Source organism: Bacillus sp. NPDC094077 (assembly GCF_050279465.1).
Taxonomy (GTDB): domain Bacteria; phylum Bacillota; class Bacilli; order Bacillales; family Bacillaceae_G; genus Bacillus_A.
Window position 1 is genome coordinate 218249 of sequence record NZ_JBNNUF010000007.1, and the last position, 17698, is coordinate 235946.

At 36.2% G+C, this 17698-nt stretch carries 18 protein-coding genes and 2 riboswitches; of the genes, 5 read left to right on the top strand and 13 right to left on the bottom strand.

Features of this window, described 5'->3' with window-relative positions; all coding sequences use genetic code 11:
• The first annotated feature begins 123 nt into the window (after nt 1–123).
• Genes ACQKNR_RS18465 through ACQKNR_RS18475 form a run of 3 tightly spaced genes read left to right on the top strand, consistent with a single transcriptional unit; the run spans nt 124 to nt 3931 of the window.
• Nucleotides 124–1500: a sucrose-specific PTS transporter subunit IIBC gene (locus ACQKNR_RS18465; RefSeq protein WP_427319425.1), complete on the top strand. Its 1377-nt coding sequence runs from the start codon at nt 124–126 to the stop codon at nt 1498–1500.
• A gap of 17 nt (nt 1501–1517) precedes the next feature.
• The gene (locus tag ACQKNR_RS18470; protein WP_427319427.1) at nt 1518–2993 is read left to right on the top strand and encodes a glycoside hydrolase family 32 protein; all 1476 of its coding nucleotides are present in this window, start codon (nt 1518–1520) and stop codon (nt 2991–2993) included.
• Nucleotides 2990–3931: a carbohydrate kinase family protein gene (locus ACQKNR_RS18475; RefSeq protein ID WP_427319429.1), complete on the top strand. Its 942-nt coding sequence runs from the start codon at nt 2990–2992 to the stop codon at nt 3929–3931. The genes ACQKNR_RS18470 and ACQKNR_RS18475 overlap by 4 nt, the downstream gene beginning before the upstream one ends.
• Before the next feature lie 10 nt (nt 3932–3941).
• Here ACQKNR_RS18475 and ACQKNR_RS18480 read toward each other — a convergent pair whose 3' ends face one another.
• The 3 genes from ACQKNR_RS18480 to ACQKNR_RS18490 form a co-directional block, all read right to left on the bottom strand.
• On the bottom strand, nt 3942–4193 hold the full coding sequence (locus tag ACQKNR_RS18480; RefSeq protein WP_427319431.1) for a hypothetical protein: 252 nt from the start codon (nt 4191–4193) through the stop codon (nt 3942–3944).
• Between the two features lie 173 nt (nt 4194–4366).
• A complete protein-coding gene (locus ACQKNR_RS18485) occupies nt 4367–5128 on the bottom strand; it encodes a L,D-transpeptidase (RefSeq protein ID WP_427319433.1) in 762 nt (253 codons plus the stop codon).
• Nucleotides 5129–5196: 68 nt separating this feature from the next.
• Nucleotides 5197–6063, bottom strand: coding sequence for an SDR family oxidoreductase (locus tag ACQKNR_RS18490; protein ID WP_427319435.1), 867 nt, complete (start codon nt 6061–6063; stop codon nt 5197–5199).
• A gap of 222 nt (nt 6064–6285) precedes the next feature.
• Here ACQKNR_RS18490 and ACQKNR_RS18495 point away from each other — a divergent pair, with 222 nt between their 5' ends.
• On the top strand, nt 6286–7587 hold the full coding sequence (locus tag ACQKNR_RS18495; RefSeq protein WP_427319437.1) for an NCS2 family permease: 1302 nt from the start codon (nt 6286–6288) through the stop codon (nt 7585–7587).
• Nucleotides 7588–7642: 55 nt separating this feature from the next.
• Here the strand turns inward: ACQKNR_RS18495 and ACQKNR_RS18500 are convergent, their stop codons facing one another.
• Nucleotides 7643–8497: a patatin-like phospholipase family protein gene (locus tag ACQKNR_RS18500; RefSeq protein WP_427319439.1), complete on the bottom strand. Its 855-nt coding sequence runs from the start codon at nt 8495–8497 to the stop codon at nt 7643–7645.
• A 128-nt stretch (nt 8498–8625) separates the two neighbouring features.
• Nucleotides 8626–9087 (bottom strand): MarR family transcriptional regulator, encoded by a 462-nt coding sequence (locus ACQKNR_RS18505; protein WP_427319441.1) that lies wholly within the window; start codon nt 9085–9087, stop codon nt 8626–8628.
• A gap of 140 nt (nt 9088–9227) precedes the next feature.
• Between ACQKNR_RS18505 and ACQKNR_RS18510 the strand changes: the two genes are divergently transcribed.
• Nucleotides 9228–10409: an MFS transporter gene (locus ACQKNR_RS18510; RefSeq protein ID WP_427319443.1), complete on the top strand. Its 1182-nt coding sequence runs from the start codon at nt 9228–9230 to the stop codon at nt 10407–10409.
• A gap of 22 nt (nt 10410–10431) precedes the next feature.
• Here the strand turns inward: ACQKNR_RS18510 and kdpDN are convergent, their stop codons facing one another.
• The 8 genes from kdpDN to ACQKNR_RS18550 form a co-directional block, all read right to left on the bottom strand.
• Nucleotides 10432–11586 carry a KdpD-like non-kinase potassium sensor gene (kdpDN, locus tag ACQKNR_RS18515; protein WP_427319445.1) on the bottom strand — a complete coding sequence of 385 codons (1155 nt, stop codon included), beginning with the start codon at nt 11584–11586 and terminating at the stop codon, nt 10432–10434.
• A 56-nt stretch (nt 11587–11642) separates the two neighbouring features.
• A complete protein-coding gene (kdpC, locus tag ACQKNR_RS18520) occupies nt 11643–12224 on the bottom strand; it encodes a K(+)-transporting ATPase subunit C (protein WP_427319447.1) in 582 nt (193 codons plus the stop codon).
• Nucleotides 12225–12240: 16 nt separating this feature from the next.
• Entirely contained in the window at nt 12241–14331 is a 2091-nt protein-coding gene (gene kdpB, locus ACQKNR_RS18525; RefSeq protein WP_427319449.1) for a potassium-transporting ATPase subunit KdpB, read from the bottom strand.
• Between the two features lie 13 nt (nt 14332–14344).
• Entirely contained in the window at nt 14345–16012 is a 1668-nt protein-coding gene (kdpA, locus tag ACQKNR_RS18530; RefSeq protein WP_427319499.1) for a potassium-transporting ATPase subunit KdpA, read from the bottom strand.
• A 19-nt stretch (nt 16013–16031) separates the two neighbouring features.
• Complete coding sequence (gene kdpF / locus ACQKNR_RS18535; protein ID WP_000973728.1) at nt 16032–16112, bottom strand: K(+)-transporting ATPase subunit F; 81 nt, start codon at nt 16110–16112, stop codon at nt 16032–16034.
• Complete coding sequence (locus ACQKNR_RS18540; RefSeq protein WP_000887889.1) at nt 16109–16213, bottom strand: SipW-dependent-type signal peptide-containing protein; 105 nt, start codon at nt 16211–16213, stop codon at nt 16109–16111. The genes kdpF and ACQKNR_RS18540 overlap by 4 nt, the downstream gene beginning before the upstream one ends.
• Nucleotides 16214–16312: 99 nt before the next feature.
• Nucleotides 16313–16458, bottom strand: a riboswitch (cyclic di-AMP (ydaO/yuaA leader).
• Between the two features lie 261 nt (nt 16459–16719).
• Nucleotides 16720–16953: a hypothetical protein gene (locus ACQKNR_RS18545; RefSeq protein WP_427319451.1), complete on the bottom strand. Its 234-nt coding sequence runs from the start codon at nt 16951–16953 to the stop codon at nt 16720–16722.
• A gap of 13 nt (nt 16954–16966) precedes the next feature.
• Complete coding sequence (locus tag ACQKNR_RS18550; RefSeq protein ID WP_427319453.1) at nt 16967–17353, bottom strand: hypothetical protein; 387 nt, start codon at nt 17351–17353, stop codon at nt 16967–16969.
• A gap of 93 nt (nt 17354–17446) precedes the next feature.
• Nucleotides 17447–17594: riboswitch (cyclic di-AMP (ydaO/yuaA leader) on the bottom strand.
• Nucleotides 17595–17698 lie beyond the last annotated feature (104 nt).

Below are 17698 nucleotides of genomic sequence, written 5' to 3' on the forward strand. Positions count from 1 at the left end.
TATAATAAAATTAAAACCGGTTCCACATTTTTAAAAACAGGATTCTTTACATCACTTCCCTGTTTTTTATTTTAACCATTTACGGAACCGGTTCCACAAAGGATATAGTAAGGGGGAATTTTTATGGATATGAAACAAATTGCAACTCAAGTATTACAAAATATTGGCGGAAAGGAAAACATTGTTCGTGCTACACATTGCGCTACCCGCCTTCGTCTTGTACTAAAAGATGACACAAAAATAAACACGGCAGAAATAGAAAACATCGATGGAGTGAAAGGTGCTTTCGCAACGACTGAACAATACCAAATTATTTTTGGAACTGGCATAGTAAACAAAGTATATGATGAATTCTCAAAACTAATTGGAATAGCCGATCTTGATTCTACAACATCAAACGATATGCCTAAGAAAAAAATGAATCCCATCGCTCGCCTAGCAAAGACACTATCTAATATTTTCGTTCCAATTATCCCAGCTATCGTCGCAAGCGGTTTACTTATGGGCTTACTCGGAATGTTGAAAGCGTTTAAATTAGTTCCTGGAGATCACTCACTCATCCAATTACTTGATATGTTCTCAAGTGCGGCCTTCATTATTTTACCTATTTTAATCGGGGTTAGTGCAGCTAAAGAATTTGGAGGGAATATTTTTCTTGGTGCAGTTATTGGTGGTATATTAACGCACCCTAGCTTAACGAATCCTTGGACCCTTGCAAACGCAAAACCAACTGTTTTACATTTCCTTGGTATGGATATTAATATGATTGGCTATCAAGGTACAGTTTTACCAATTTTATTATGTGTATACGTAATGAGTACAATTGAAAAAGAACTTCGAAAACGCGTTCCGAACTCTTTAGATTTATTAATCACACCGTTCTTAACAATTATTATTACTGGATTCTTATCACTTATTATTATCGGACCAGTTGGGTATAAAATCGGTGATGGTATTACGTACCTTTTAAATACTATTTATCAATTTGCAGGACCAGTAGCTGGCCTTATATTCGGAGGATTATATTCAACAATTGTTCTTACCGGCTTACATCATAGCTTCCACGCAATTGAAGCTGGATTACTTGCCAATAAAGATATCGGTGTCAATTTCTTACTTCCTATTTGGTCAATGGCTAACGTTGCACAAGGCGGAGCTACTTTAGCCGTTTATTTCAAAACAAAAAATAAAAAGACGAAAGAAATCGCAATTCCAGCAGCTGCTTCAGCATTTTTAGGAATTACAGAACCAGCTATTTTCGGTGTCAATTTAAAACTTGGAAAACCATTTCTTGCAGCAGCTATTGGCGGTGCAATTGGAGGCGCTTACGTTGTTTGGATGCAAGTGGCCGCTAATGCATACGGTTTAACAGGTATTCCAATGCTTACAATTGTTGCACCTCTTGGCATGATGAATATGATTCACTATATAATTGGCTTCGCTATTGCAGTTATCACTGCTTTTGTTGCCACATTCATTTTATATAAAGAAAGTAAATAATAACGAGGTGAAAACCTATGTCGAAATATAAAACAATACTGCAATCCAACAAAGAAGAATTACATTCTTTATATGAAATTGCAAACCAAGATTCATGGAAACCCATTTATCATATCCATCCACCCTTTGGATTAATGAATGATCCTAACGGTGTATCATACTACAATGATGAATATCACGTTTTTTATCAGTGGTATCCGTTTGGTCCTATTCACGGAATGAAGCATTGGGGACATGTGAAGTCAAAAGATCTTATTAACTGGGAGCGTATGCCTGTAGCCATCATCCCTACTGAAAGCTATGAGTCTCACGGCGCATATTCTGGTAGCGCTATTGTAAAAGACGGACTTCTTCATTTACTGTATACAGGGAATATAAAAAAGGCTGATGGTTCCCGTGATGCAAAACAATGTATAGTGGCAATGGATTCACAATATACGATAACGAAATATGGTAATAATCCTGTTATTGATATAATTCCTGAAGGATATACAAAACATGTACGCGATCCAAAAGTATGGAAACATAACGATATGTATTATATGTTACTCGGTGCCCAACGCGAAAATAAAACAGGAACTCTATTACTATACAAGTCACAAGACCTATACAATTGGAATTTCCAAGGTGAAATTACAACAAACTTAAAAGAATTTGGATTTATGTGGGAATGCCCCGATTACTTCCAATTATCAGGGAAAGATGTACTCCTCTTTTCACCTCAAGGAATTGCAAAAGATGGAGAAAGTTTTCAAAATATATACAATGTCATTTACGCAGTGGGAAATTTCGATATTGAAAATTTATATTTCCATATTGATTCATATTACGAGGTTGATAAAGGATTCGATTTTTACGCCCCTCAAACTCTAGAAGACTCTGCTAGTCGCCGCCTATTGTTTGCTTGGGCAGGATCAAGTGAAATCACCTATCCTTCTGATGATTATATGTGGGCTCATTGTTTAACACTTCCACGTGAATTAACATTAGAAGATAACGTATTAAAACAAAAACCAGTTTCAGAGCTAACAAAACTACGAACAGCAAAAAAAGAAGTTTTAGGAGATATAACAACTGGACTACACGTATTAACAACACTTGATCATGAAGACTCATATGAATTAATTGCCACTCTTAAAACAAAGGATGCGAATAGCTTCGGGCTTTCTCTCTTCCATAATGAAGAGGAATCTTTCCCGATTACATTTAATCGTGAACAAGACACTGTTTCTATAGATAGAAGCAACTTCTATCATCAATTTGGCGGAGAATATGGATATGAACGCTATAAAAAAATCGATATTCAAGATACGATAGAACTACAAATATTTGTAGATAAAAGCATCGTGGAAATTTTCTTATACGATGGTTCAACAGTCTTTACGTCACGAGTCTTCCCGCAAAAAGACATGAAACATCATATCGCAATCTTTTCAGATGCAAAACTAAAATTTACCATTACACAATATAAACTGGAAAGAGGGATTGTATGAGAAATGTCTTTTGTATAGGTGAACTCTTAATTGATTTCGTTTGCCGAAATTCCAACGTTTCTTTAGTAGATGGTTCAGATTTCGAAAAAAAAGCTGGCGGAGCGCCCGCTAACGTCGCTGCTGCTATTACAAAATTAGGTGGACACGCTACATTTATGGGACAAGTAGGAAACGATCCATTTGGTGAGTTTCTTGAACAAACTTTACAACGTGCTCATGTTGACACTTCAATGCTCTTAAAAGATAAACAAACAACACTTGCATTCGTATCCATCGATCAAGATGGTGAGCGCGATTTTACCTTTATGCGTGGCGCGGATGGTGAATATCACTTTGCTAGCATTGATTTATCAAAAATAAAAACGAATGATTTAATACATTTCGGTTCAGCGACAGCTTTACTATCAAGCCCGTTAAAAGACACATATTTCCAATTATTACAATACGCAAGAGACAATGGCCATTTTATTTCTTTTGATCCGAATTATCGAAGTGCGCTCATTACAAATACAGAACAATTTGTTCAAGATTGCTTAACCTTTATAAAACACGCACATTTCGTAAAAGTAAGTCAAGAAGAAGCGATTATGCTTTCTAAAGAGTATGATTTACAACAAGCTGCACTCAAATTATTAAGTTATGGTGCGAAAGCCGTGGCCATTACACTCGGAAAAGACGGTACCCTTCTTGCAACAAAAGAAGGACAAACTATTGTACCTTCTATCTCCATTCAACAAGTCGATACAACTGGTGCTGGTGATGCTTTCGTCGGAGCGATGCTATATCAAATTTCCAAAAGTGAACAAACACTTTCTCATCATGTCAAAGATTTAACAGCGTTTATCTCATTTGCAAATAAAGTAGGCGCTATCACATGTACAAATTACGGAGCAATTGCCTCTCTTCCATCATTAACAGATGTAAAAGCATACGATTAATCGTATGCTTTTACATTCCCCTCCAAAAATCATGCATCATAAACAAGTACAAAATAACGAAAACGACCGTCCCGCATAAGGTAATGCACCGATATATACTCTTCTCCCCTTCTCTTGCTTTAACAAACGCCCAAATAAATCCGAAGAACAATATTAAATCAACATATGGAACATAAAAAGAAAAGACGAGAAACGCGTACAAATACACGATAAATAAACAGGTCGTTACTAAGAAAATTTTAAATGCAAATTCACTTTTCATAATGTAACCGGCCCCCAATCTGTACTGTATTATATTCAGCAAAATATAATAGTTGCTGTTTCATTTTTTCATCCTGCTATTTGCGCGCATCCCGACTAATAGAGACTAATAATTAATGCGAAATGTAGCTTCACTTAATCACAAATAAGCTACCGTCTATAATACGGTAGCTATTACGGAACATTGTGTTTCCGTTTATATATATTACTTAAAGTTGAAGAAGGGATTTGCTCGTAACGAATTTTTTCTCCTGTTTCATCTACAATATACAAATTGTTTCCTATATAATATATTCCATCTTTTTGTTTGGAATACACGGCATATCTTTCGTTTGGCAATACCGTTTTCACTTTTGTTAACTGCCCATTTGGTTCTTGCCAATATATATTTATACGGTCTACTAACGTAAGGATTCCAATTTGTTCTTCTTCTACTTTACGACCATTCCAGCTCACAACACGATAACCAAGCTTATTTGCTTCATATTCAGGACTCGTATGAAAACGAGAAATAATTACTTTGGTCTGTAATGGTACTCGGTCATATAACCATTTTATATCCCGGTCATGCATGCGAATACAACCATTTGATTCCCTACTTCCAATCGTCCATTCTCGATTTGTCCCGTGAATCGCATATTCATTTTTATCTAGTCCGAGCCACCTCGTACCGAGCGGATTATTCGGCGCACCCCCAGCTATTTTTTTACGATGGTATTCCTTATTTTTATATTTAGATATAATACAAAAATTACCTTCAGGCGTAGGCGTACGATCTCTTCCAGTCGTTATTGGAAACGTTCTCGTATAATTGCCATCTTCAAAAAAAGATAGCTGATTTGTCGTAAGATTCACTAAAATCAAATGATCTGTAGTAGCAAAAGCGCTAGCTGGTAGGCAGAAAAATAGGATTACGATAAACAATGCTTTCTTCATCTAAATCCTCCCTAGCACTAGTATCATAATAAATGCAATTAGCTTTACTTTGCTCTTATAAATGAAAACTATCCATTTACGATAACGCCCCCGTTTACATGTATCATTTGCCCGGTAACATAGGATGAATCGCCAGACGCTAAGTATACGTATGCTGGTGCTAATTCATATGGTTGACCAGGTCTTTGCATGGGAACATTGCTTCCAAACTGTGAGACTTTCTTCTCATCAAAGCTCGATGGAATAAGAGGTGTCCAAATTGGACCTGGTGCAACACCATTTACACGAATTCCTTTTTGTACTAACGATTGAGAAAGAGATCTTGTAAAGGCTACAATAGCTCCTTTCGTTGCAGAATAATCAATCAGCGTTTCATTTCCTTCATATGCAACGATAGACGCCGTATTTATAATGCCATCCCCTTGCTTTAAATGAGAAAGTGCTGCTTTCGTAACGTGAAAATAAGAAAAAATATTAATACAAAACGTTTTTTCTAGCTGCTCTGCTGTAATATACTCTAGTCCTTGCTGCGGATATTGCTGTGCGACGTTATTTACTAAAATATTCAAACTACCTAGCTTCACAACAGTCTCTTTCACAATATCTTTACAATGCTGTTCATTACTTAAATCACCCGGCAACAATACACACTTTACCCCTTCTTTTTCAACAAGTTGCTTCGTCTCATTTGCATCTTCTTCCTCATCTAAATAAGCAATCGCAATATTTGCTCCCTCTTTCGCAAAAGCGATGGAAACAGCTCGTCCAATCCCGCTATCTCCCCCTGTAATTAATACATTCTTTCCTTTTAACTTTTCACTTCCCTTATAATTTGGATCTTCAAACTGCGGAAGTGGATTCATTAATGATTCAATACCAGGCTGTTTATTTTGATGCTGCGCTGGCATTGTTAAAAAGTTTTTTTGCTGTGGCATACTTTCAATCAGCTCCTTTTCCTTTATGATGTGCACAATATGAAAAACTACTTACATATAAAAAACGTAATTTACACGTAGTTCTAAGGTTAATATTCGAATTTAAGACACAAAATATGAATTGTTCTAAAGTTTTTATGCAAAACTATTGCAAAATAGATAAAAAACGAATATTATATATAACTGTTGTGAAAATTATTCGTAAACAGAAAGGATGTTTATATGTTTAACCTTTCAAAACATAAAACTTCTATTAAAACTGAAATTATGGCAGGTATTATTACCTTCTTAACAATGGCATATATTATTGTCGTAAACCCTGTCATCCTTGGGGATGCAGGTGTTCCGTTTGAACAAGCATTTACAGCAACAATTATCGCTGCTGTTGTCGGAACATTATTTATGGCAATCTTTACAAACTTACCAATCGCAATTGCACCAGGTATGGGATTAAATGCTTACTTTTCTTATTCTGTTGTAAAAGCTCATGAAGGCATGACTTTTGCAATTGCATTCTCTGCTGTATTCGTAGCAGGTATGATTTTAATTTTGTTATCATTTACATCATTCCGTACAAAATTAATGGAAGCAATTCCTGAAAACTTAAGACATGCAATTACTGCTGGTATCGGTCTTTTCATCGCCTTTATCGGTTTACGTTTAACAGGTATCGTTACAAAAAACGATGCAAACTTAGTTGGACTTGGCGATCTTCATTCTGCTCCAGTTCTACTAGCATTGGCTGGCCTTGGAATTACAATTATCCTTATGTCTTTAAATGTAAATGGCGCACTATTTATCGGCATGCTATTAACTGGTATTATCGCTTTCTTTACAGGACAATTAACATTCTCAAACGGTGTTACATCAATGCCTGGATTACCAGAAGGCATTATCGTTTCAAATCCAATTACTGCTGTATCTGATGTAATTAACTACGGATTATACGGCGTTGTGTTCTCATTCTTCCTTGTTACACTATTCGATACAACGGGTACATTACTTGGTGTCGCACAACAAGGTGGATTTATGAAAGATGGAAAGCTTCCAAAAGCAGGACGGGCTCTTCTATCTGACTCATTCTCAGCAACAATCGGTTCTATGTTCGGAACAACACCATCAACAGCTTATATTGAATCATCTGCTGGTGTTGCTGCCGGTGGTCGTACTGGTTTAACAACTGTTACAGTAGCTGTTCTATTTGCATTAGCAGCATTCTTCGGACCATTAGTAAGTGCCATTTCTGGTGTATCAGCTATTACTGCACCATCACTAATTATCGTTGGTAGTCTTATGATGGGCTCTGTTCGCCACATCAATTGGGATGCATTTGATGAAGCATTCCCAGCATTCTTAGTAATCTTAAGCATGCCACTTACATCAAGTATCTCAACAGGTATCGCACTTGGATTTATTTCATACCCACTTATGAAAGTGGCAAAAGGTAAATTCCGTGCGGTTCACCCACTTGTGTATTTATTCGGAATCTTGTTCGCTTATCAATTGATATTCTTACCACATTAAAATCCCTCGTAAAGAGGGATTTTTTTATAAATAAAAAACCTCTATATAGAGGTTTTTAACTTTGCAAGAACGCCTGCAAATCTGCAAATTGTCTCTTTGCATCTTCATAGCCTTGCTCATATAAATTTTGTAGTTTTGCTGCATCCTTTTCCATACGATCTACTTGAAGTGGCACTTCTGGTCGAATAACAAATAAATTACCCGCTTGCTCTTCTTTTTCAATATAATGAAGTGTTTCATTATACACTTCATAACGAGTTAGCATCGTATTTACAAGGTTTGGATACTTTTTATAAGCTTTCGCCGCCACCCAGCCAAACTTTGATTTTTTCTTCGCGTAACCATGGTTTCTCGTTAAAATAACGACTGATTTTTTAAATCCATCCTCCTGTGCTTTACGAACTGGAATCGGATCAGAAATCCCGCCATCTAACAATTGCTTACCTCGGTAATTTACTACCGGTGCAATGAAAGGTAATGAACTAGATGCTTGTAATAAATTTAGTGCATCATCATTCGTTCCCTCTTTTTCAAAATAAACAGACTGTCCTGTTTCACAATCCGTCGTCCCTACAAGAAAGCGCTCTGGACTATTAAAGTATGTGTCAAAATCAAACGGCACATGCTTTTCTGGAATTTCATGAAAAATAAAATCCATATCAAATAGCTGGCGTTTTCTCCATAAGTTTTTATACGATAAATATTTCGGATGTGATGCATAATCAATATTTACTGTTTTATTTCTATTTCTTTGTCTGGAAAGATACGACGCTGCATGACAAGCACCAGCTGATACACCGATTACATATGGAAAATATAAATCTTGTTCCATAAAGTATTCTAGTATCCCACCAGTATATACACCACGCATACCGCCGCCCTCTAATACTAACCCCGTATTTTCAAGCATGTTATTCTCTCCTCTTTATATATTGACTCTTTAATTATTCACTATGTTAAGTATCTTTTTCTATTATATACGAGTTCTTGCAGAAATTATATTCAAAAGGCTTGAAATGGAGGGATTTTTTCTCTCAATTAATTTTCCAAGTGATTCGAAACATCCTTTATAAACCTTTGGATACAATCTAGCTCCTCTTTCGTATACCTTTCTAAAAGGGAAAGCCACTTCTCTTCAGCTCTTTTATGTAACTCTTCATGAGCTATATATATTTCTTTTCCTTTTTCCGTAAGGCGAAAGAAAATTTCTTTTTGATTATCTAACATTTTCATCTTCTCAACGCATTGTTTTTGGAACAACTTTGTACAAATTTTAGAGATTGCTCCCTTCGTCATGCCCATTTCTGTCGTAATTGCCGTTACATTCATCAGACCATTTTTTCCGACACACTCGATCACATGTAACTCAGATAAAGACATACCACTTACACCTGTTTCACGAAGAAACTTCTCACTATTTTCTTTCATATACTCCTCTTTTTTATGAAAAAGTGTACGAATATCCGAAAGCATTTCCATTTGTTTCGCTGTACGTTCCAACCCGTTCGCCTCCTAAGTTTCCAAAGAAACAATTTAACTATATACCATTTTAAAATTATTTTCCTATCTTTACAAGTGAGAAAATCATGTTAAAATAAATTTAGTTTCCAAGGAAACTAAATGACAAGGAGGTTAACATTATGAAAAAATCCAAACTAAATTTCATTTTATATGTTGTCTGTATTAGTGCTTTACTCGGATCCTTCGCTCAAAATATTTACACACCTATCTTACCGATGATTCAAAATTCCTTTCATACTTCTCTTTATCTTGTAAATTTAACCGTTTCACTTTTCACATTCGTTCTTGCGATTATGCAGCTCTTCTATGGACCTTTAATTGATACAAAAGGAAGAAAATCTGTCCTTATCCCTAGTTTAATTATTAGTACAATCGGCTCAATTGGTTGTGCTTTCTCACCAAGCATTTACTTATTTCTATTCTTTAGAGCTGTTCAAGCTATAGGAATAGCGGCTATACCTGTAGTTGCCGCAACTATTATTGGCGATTTGTTTGAAGGAAAAGAACGCGGAGAAGCGATGAGCCTTTATCAAATGTTACTTGCTCTCGCACCTGCAATCGGTCCTCTCATAGGTGGTTATCTCGGCAATATAAATGGTCACTTATCTGTCTTTCTCTTTTTATCTACAATTGGCATCATCTTATTAATCATAAACATTTCATTACTTCCAGAAACAAAACCACATGTAATTCAGCAACCTAAAGCAAAGAAGAATTACTGGCTTATCTTAAAAAATAAAACTGGATTTTCTATTACCCTTATTGGCTTTATTCAATTTTGTATGTATTTTTGTTTCCTCGTTTTTTTGCCTAGCATATTAACAAATTTATTTCATCTACACGCAAGTGAAATTGGACTTCTGTTTGTACCTATGTCCCTTTCTATTATGCTAGGAAGTTATTGCTACAAATTTTTTCAAAAACAGCTCACAACAAAGCAAGCTTTATTCATTACTAGTTTCTTCAATATTATATGTGTCACTTTATTCTCTTTCACATATAGCATCAATATCCCACTCATAATTATCGTTACTTCTTTATACGGTTTTAGTATGGGATTTTCTATGCCAACTCACACTACTTTATTAACAGAAGAATTCGTACAAGAACGTGCAACAGCTATCGGTATGTACAACTTCATCCGCTACCTCGGAATGGGAACAGGACCAATTGTAGGTGGGTTTCTTTTATTTCATCACAATTACTTTTGGATTTTCTTTATAGGGGCAATCACATTCCTACTCGTAATCTTATACGCAATGAAAATATTACATTTTCCTACTACACAAAAAGCAAAATAGAGACCTACAAATGGTCTCTATTTTAAGCTCGTTGATCCGCAACAATATGAATATCAATATGCTTCGTTTGTCTCATAATTTCATTTACAATAGAACCTTTTCGTATTTCCTCCCATCTCGTTCTCGCCGATTGTCCAAGTAAAATTTGCGTTACTTGTAGTCTCTTTGCTACTTCAATAATAACATCCGCTGGCTTTCTTCCTTTCGCCTCTTCTAATACAAAGCTCGCATCAAATTGATTCGTTAGTGACTTCCACTCTTCAATTGTTTGCTTTTTACCAGCTGAAATAGAATCTATATTTTCCCTCTCTACATTTAACACATACAATTCAGCATTTAACCGATCAGCCATGCGCCAACCTCTCCGTATTAATTTCTCCGCTGTTGAACTGTATTGCACACAAACGAGAATTTTTTCTTTCACACCGATTGGTTCTATTACTGTTTGGCTAATTTTTTCATCCATATCATCGGCCACTTCACGAAGCGATAGTTCCCTGAGTGCTCCTAAATTGTTAAGCGTAAAGAAATTTTGTAAGCTTTGTTGAATTTTTTCTTCCTTATATATCTTTCCGTCTATTAATCTCTTCCGTAATACTTCTGGTGTTGCATCAACGAGCTGAATTTCATTTGCTTTTTGCAAAATAAAATCTGGAATACGCTCTCGTACTTTTACATTCGTAATTTGAGCTACAATGTCATGGACGCTTTCTAAATGTTGAATATTAAACGCTGATAAGACTGATATGCCAGCCTCTAGTAATTCCTGTACATCCATATAACGTTTCTTATGTTTAGATCCAGAAATATTACTATGCGCGAGTTCATCCACTACAACTACTTGCGGCGCACGCTTTATAATTCCTTCTACATCAAGTTCATAAAACACTTTTCCTTTATACTCTATTTCTTTTAAAGGAACTTTTTCTAAATCAGCAATTGCCTCTTCTGTCTCTTTTCTTCCATGTGTTTCAATTAAACCAATTACAATATCAATTCCATCTTTTTTCATTTCTCTTGCATCAAAGAGCATTTTATAACTTTTCCCTACTCCTGGGGCAGCCCCTACGTATAGCTTTAACTTTCCGCGATTTTGCTGCTGAATGTATTCTAAATATTCCTCTGGCGTTCGCCTTTGAAACGTCGGTTTATAGTCATCTGCATACAAAACACTCACAACCTTTCTTTCGAAACAACACTACCTCAATCCGTTAGATTGAGGTAGCACTGTTATTATTTCATTAATTTCTGTAATTCTAAGTTTAACTTTAAGACGTTCACGCGATCTTCTCCAAATAAACCGAGTGCAGCGCCTTCCGTTTGATCCTTAATCAATTGATTTAATATTTCTTTCGGAATATTCGTTAATTTCGAAATTCGATCTACCTGCACGGAAGCCGCCTTCGGACTAATGTCAGGATCAAGCCCTGAACCTGAATTCGTCACTAAATCGATCGGTACTTCTGTAACTGGAACAGTTGGATTTTGTTTCTTCCAGTCTGCAATACTTTTCTCAACTCGTTTTGCTAAATCTGGATTAGACGGTGCATAGTTATTTGAGCCAGATGCTTCTGCTTTATATTCTATACTAGAGACACGCCCATGAAAATAACGTGGATCTGTGAAATTTTGACCGATTAATTTAGAACCAACTACTTCATTTTTATCATTATATATAAGACTTCCATCCGCATTATCCTTCATTACCGCTTGCGCAATACCAGTTACAATTAGCGGATATACAAGGCCACACAAGACTAGAAATGTAAAAGTAATACGAATAATTGGTGAAAGTATACTAAGTTTTTTCGCCATCTTTTTCCCCTCTTTCTTATATGAACAAGCCGACAATCATATCAATTACTTTAATTCCAATGAACGGAACGATAACTCCGCCAAGTCCGTAAATGAGTAAGTTACGGCTAAGAAGTGCATTAGAACTCATCGGTTTATATGCAATACCTTTCATCGCTAACGGAATGAGTAACGGAATAATAACTGCATTAAATATTAATGCTGATAAAATCGCTGAAATTGGCGATGTTAATTTCATAATGTTTAATGCTTCCATTTGCGGAATTGCTAATGTAAACATCGCTGGAATGATAGCAAAATATTTCGCAATATCATTTGCAATACTAAACGTCGTTAACGCACCGCGTGTCATTAACAATTGCTTACCGATTCCTACAACCTCAATAATTTTCGTTGGATTCGAATCTAAATCGATCATATTCGCTGCCTCTTTCGCAGCTGTCGTACCACTATTCATTGCTAATCCAACGTCCGCCTGGGCTAACGCCGGAGCATCATTTGTACCATCACCTGTCATCGCTACAAGTTTCCCTTTATCTTGCTCTGCTTTAATAACCGCAATTTTATCTTCTGGTTTACACTCCGCAACGAATTCATCTACCCCCGCTTCTTTTGCAATTGTTGCTGCTGTTAAAGGATTATCACCAGTACACATAACCGTTTTAATCCCCATTTGGCGCAATTGTTCAAAGCGTTCACGCATACCGGGTTTTACTGTATCCTTTAAATAAATTAAACCGTAAATACGATCATCTACTGCAACTACAAGTGGTGTCCCGCCCTCTTTCGAAATTAAATCTGCTTTTTGATTTACATCTTTCGGAATCGTTCCGCCTTGTGATTGAACCCATTCAATAACAGCACCGACAGCACCTTTTCTCACTTTCGTTCCGTCCTGTAAATCGACACCACTCATTCTCGTTTCTGCTTTAAACGGAACAAACTCACCTTGTTCTGCAAGTTCTCGATTATATGATATAGCTTTCGTTTGCACATATTCTATAACAGATCGACCTTCTGGCGTTTCATCTAAAACGGAGCTCATTGCAGCCCATTTTCCAACTTGCTCAATCGTTTCATTTCCTACAGGTAATAGTGTATGAGCCATTCGGTTCCCGAAAGTAATTGTACCTGTTTTATCTAAAATAATTGTATTAATATCGCCCGCAGCTTCTACTGCTTTTCCTGACATCGCTAGCACATTAAACTTTGTCACGCGGTCCATCCCAGCAATACCAATCGCTGATAATAACCCACCAATTGTCGTTGGAATTAAACAAACTAACAACGCTACAAGTACAGCTGTATCAATTTGAAACCCTAAATAATTTGTAAAAATCGGCAACGTCACAACAACGATTAAGAAAATAAGCGTTAAGCTCGTTAACACTGTATTTAAAGCAATCTCATTCGGCGTTTTTTGACGAGCAGCCCCTTCTACTAAAGAAATCATTTTATCAATAAATGATTCACCTGGATTACTTGTAATCACAATGGTAATCTCATCACTTACGACCATCGTACCGCCTGTTACGGAACAAAAATCACCGCCCGCTTCTTTAATAACAGGAGCTGATTCCCCTGTTATTGCTGATTCATCTACAGACGCTAATCCTTTAATAACTTCACCATCATTCGGAATCATTTCTCCTTGTTTTACAATAACAACGTCACCTTTTCTCAGATCGGTTGCTGAAACTTGGACAATGTCTCCATTTTCTTTTACAACATTTGCAAACACATCTTTTTTCGATTGTTTTAAAGAGTCAGCTTGCGCTTTACCACGCCCTTCAGCTAATGCTTCTGCAAAATTAGCGAATAAAACTGTAAATAATAGAATAAGAGAAACTGTTATATTAAACCATCCTGGTACGCTACTAGAACTACTTGGAAGAAAGGCTAAAATGAACGTAATGATAAATCCAATTTCTACAATGAACATAATAGGATTCTTTAACATTACTTTCGGATTCAATTTTGCAAAGGATTGTTTCATCGCATGCGTCACGATATCACGATCCAACGTTTTTGCTTGTCTAACCTCATCTTCTACAGCATGTATTGTTGACTCTTTCACTCTTTTTTCTTTTACTACTACCGGTCTCATCATGTACCCTCCATTACTTCAATGTAAGAAATTCTGCAATTGGGCCTAATACTAACATCGGAAAGAATGTTAACGCACCGACAATTACAATTGTTCCGATGAAGATGCCACCAAATAAACTATTATCAGTACGGAATGTTCCGACTGTTTCTGGCACTACCGTTTTTTCTTTTAGCGAAGCTGCAACAGCTAACATTGTAATTAAGCTAAAATAACGCCCTAAAAACATAACTAAACCAGTCGTTATATTCCAAAACGGTGTATTATCTCCTAACCCTTCAAATCCCGATCCGTTATTCGCTGCTGACGATGTATACTCATATACAACTTGCGTTAAACCGTGGAAACCTGAATGAGAAATGGCATCCGTTCCTAAATTTGTTGAAAGAGCTAATGCTGAAAATCCTAAAATAAGCAATGGATGAAATAAAATCGTTACCGCAATCAATTTCATTTCCTTACCTTCAATTTTCTTACCTAAAAACTCTGGCGTTCTTCCGACCATTAATCCGGATATAAAGACTGCAATAATTGCATACATAATAATGTTAATAAAGCCCGCTCCAACGCCGCCATATACTGTATTTAGCATCATATTTACGAGTGGAACTAGACCACCAATTGGTGTTAACGTATCATGCATCGTATCAACCGCTCCTGTTTCAGCAGCTGTCGTTACTGTTGCGTATAGTGAAGAAAATACTGTTCCGAATCGTACTTCTTTTCCTTCAGTGCTTCCCTGCACATGCTGGATACCCATTTCGTTTAATGCTGGATTTCCATGCAATTCGGATGTCGTAATCGTTATAAATCCTAGTAAGAACACCATAAATAGTGATACGAAAAGGATACGACCTTGTTTTTTATTTCCTACCATTCGTCCGTACGTAAATGGAAGTGCAGTTGGCAATAACATCATAAGCATCATTTGTAAAATATTACTCATTTGCCCTGGATTTTCAAAAGGATGTGTAGAGTTTGCTCCGAAAAATCCTCCGCCGTTATTTCCAAGTTCCTTAATGGAAACGAATGATGCAACTGGACCACGTAAAATACTTTGTTTTGCCCCATCAATCGTTTGTGCTGTAACCGCCCCATCTAACGTTTGTGGTACGCCAAGTGCGACAAAGACTAACGCTGCTATAAATGCGATAGGAAGAAATACTCTCGTTAACGCTCTCGTAAAATCAACGAAAAAGTTACCGAGTTCTTTTCCAGCAAGTCCTCTTATAAAAGCCATAACAATCGCTAACGTCGTTGCTGGTGCCGCAAACATTAAAAATGTAATTCCAATTAATTGTGATAAATAAGATAAACCATTTTCACCGCTGTAATGCTGTAAGTTTGTATCAGCCATAAAACTAATTGCTGTATTAAAAGCGAGCGTAGGCTCCATTCCTTCAATATGTGCTGGATTTAATGGCAATACACCTTGTAATCTGAAAATGAAATATACAACGACAATCATAAATCCATTGAGTAGAACTAATGATAATGCGTACTGTTTCCACGTTTGATCGTATCCTTTTACGCCTGTAATTTTAAAAATAAGTTTTTCAAAAGGCCCGAATACTTTATCTAGCGTTTTGCTACCTTGAAAGGCTTTCTCTAAATAAATCCCCGTTGGCTTTGCTACTAGAATAAACAACAGCATTGTAACGACAACTGCAACCCAAATCATAATCAATGATTCCCCCTAATTAAAACTTCTCTGGATTTAATAATGCATACACTAAATAAACCGTAATTGCTGCAACAATAACCGATAAGACAATCATCATGATTGCTTCCCTTCTTTCACAACTTTATCTGACCAACTTGCCAGACTTGCCATCGATGCAACTAATACAACAAATATCCCGATCATTACAACATCCAACATAGCTATCCCTCACTTTCTTTTGTTAAAATTTACCATTAAAATATTAAAAAAGAACACTGAGCTCTACTCAGTGTTCAAAAAATGAACAACAAAAAGTAAACCTCCTCTCTAAACGCTTACGAGGTTAGCTGTCGGATTCGGGCCTAAAGAGTAGCCCTACTTTCAGAACTGAAAGATTCACCCCAAGTGACGATGCACAAAATTGGTTCCCCCGCTCCATCTCTGGAACTCAGCGATTTTAGGTTTTTTTGGAAATTTTATGAATGATTTATGAGAGTAAATATACTCCTCAAAATTTAACTTGTAAAGAGGTAAATTAATTTAAATAAGAAAATATTTTATCATTTAAACGCTTACATTATATATTTTTTATATCTTTTCATCTGTTTTCTTATCTTTTCTTTTTTTTTCATAGAAATGCCCTTTTAAAATATGAAAAAAGAGCGAATGTATATAAGTACCCACCTTAGGTGCACTTAACATTCGCTCTCCTTTTCGTTCAAAATTTATTCACCTCGTAAAAAAGCACGTAAATTTCTTCCACGAATATAAACTTGTGCTAATTCTACATGCAATTGTTCATACTCGGTAATATCCGACTCTAAATACAAAGCATCTTTTGATGGTAATAAAATATATGGTTTCGGAAAAATAGGATCGATCTGGGTCAATTCTTGAACCCTCTCTATCGATACCGCCCAACGATTTGCTATATCTCCAAGTAGTAGTACCTTCATCATTTCTTCCCCCGCCCTATTCAAAAAATAAAAAAGAAATATTATCACAGTTCGTAAACACGACAAACTTAGCTCCAATTGTTTCATAGAGCCTCGCTGGATAACGTTTATTCCTTGTAACAACAGTAATAGGCGCTTGAAAAGAAAAGTGAATGTGTTCTGTGAAGAAGCTAACTATTGGAAGCTCATCTCCTAGTAAAATCACCTTCTTAATACGTGTGCAAATACTAGTAAAATCCTGCTTTCGATTACAACTATAAGCCGCCTCAAATCCATAATCCCTAACTTCAGCTGCGATCTCTTCATTTGCTGTAAAAATAATTAACTCATGCTGAAATGCTACTAACTCTCTTAAACTCTTTATCTTGTTTTCTTCTCCAACACAAATAAGTGTTAGTTCCATGTACCTCATCCTCCTTAGCATAAAAGAACTCAAACGTAGATTGATATTCCCCTATACTAATCAGACCGATGAAGTGATGTATCCATCATGGCACCGTCCTCTCTCAAGACGCTTACGAAGTTAGCTGTCGGATTCGGACTTTGAGAGTAGCCCTACTTTCAAAACTGAAAGATTCACCCCTAGTGACGACGCACAATTTGGTTCCCCCGCTCCATAAATTTGGACTCAGCGTTTACAAAAAAATGTATTCTGGCTGATATATTACTCCTGCATTTGGAAAAAGTAAACAAAAAAAAGCTCCTCAAAATGAAGTTTTTTTTTGTTAAACATTATAAATCTTTACAC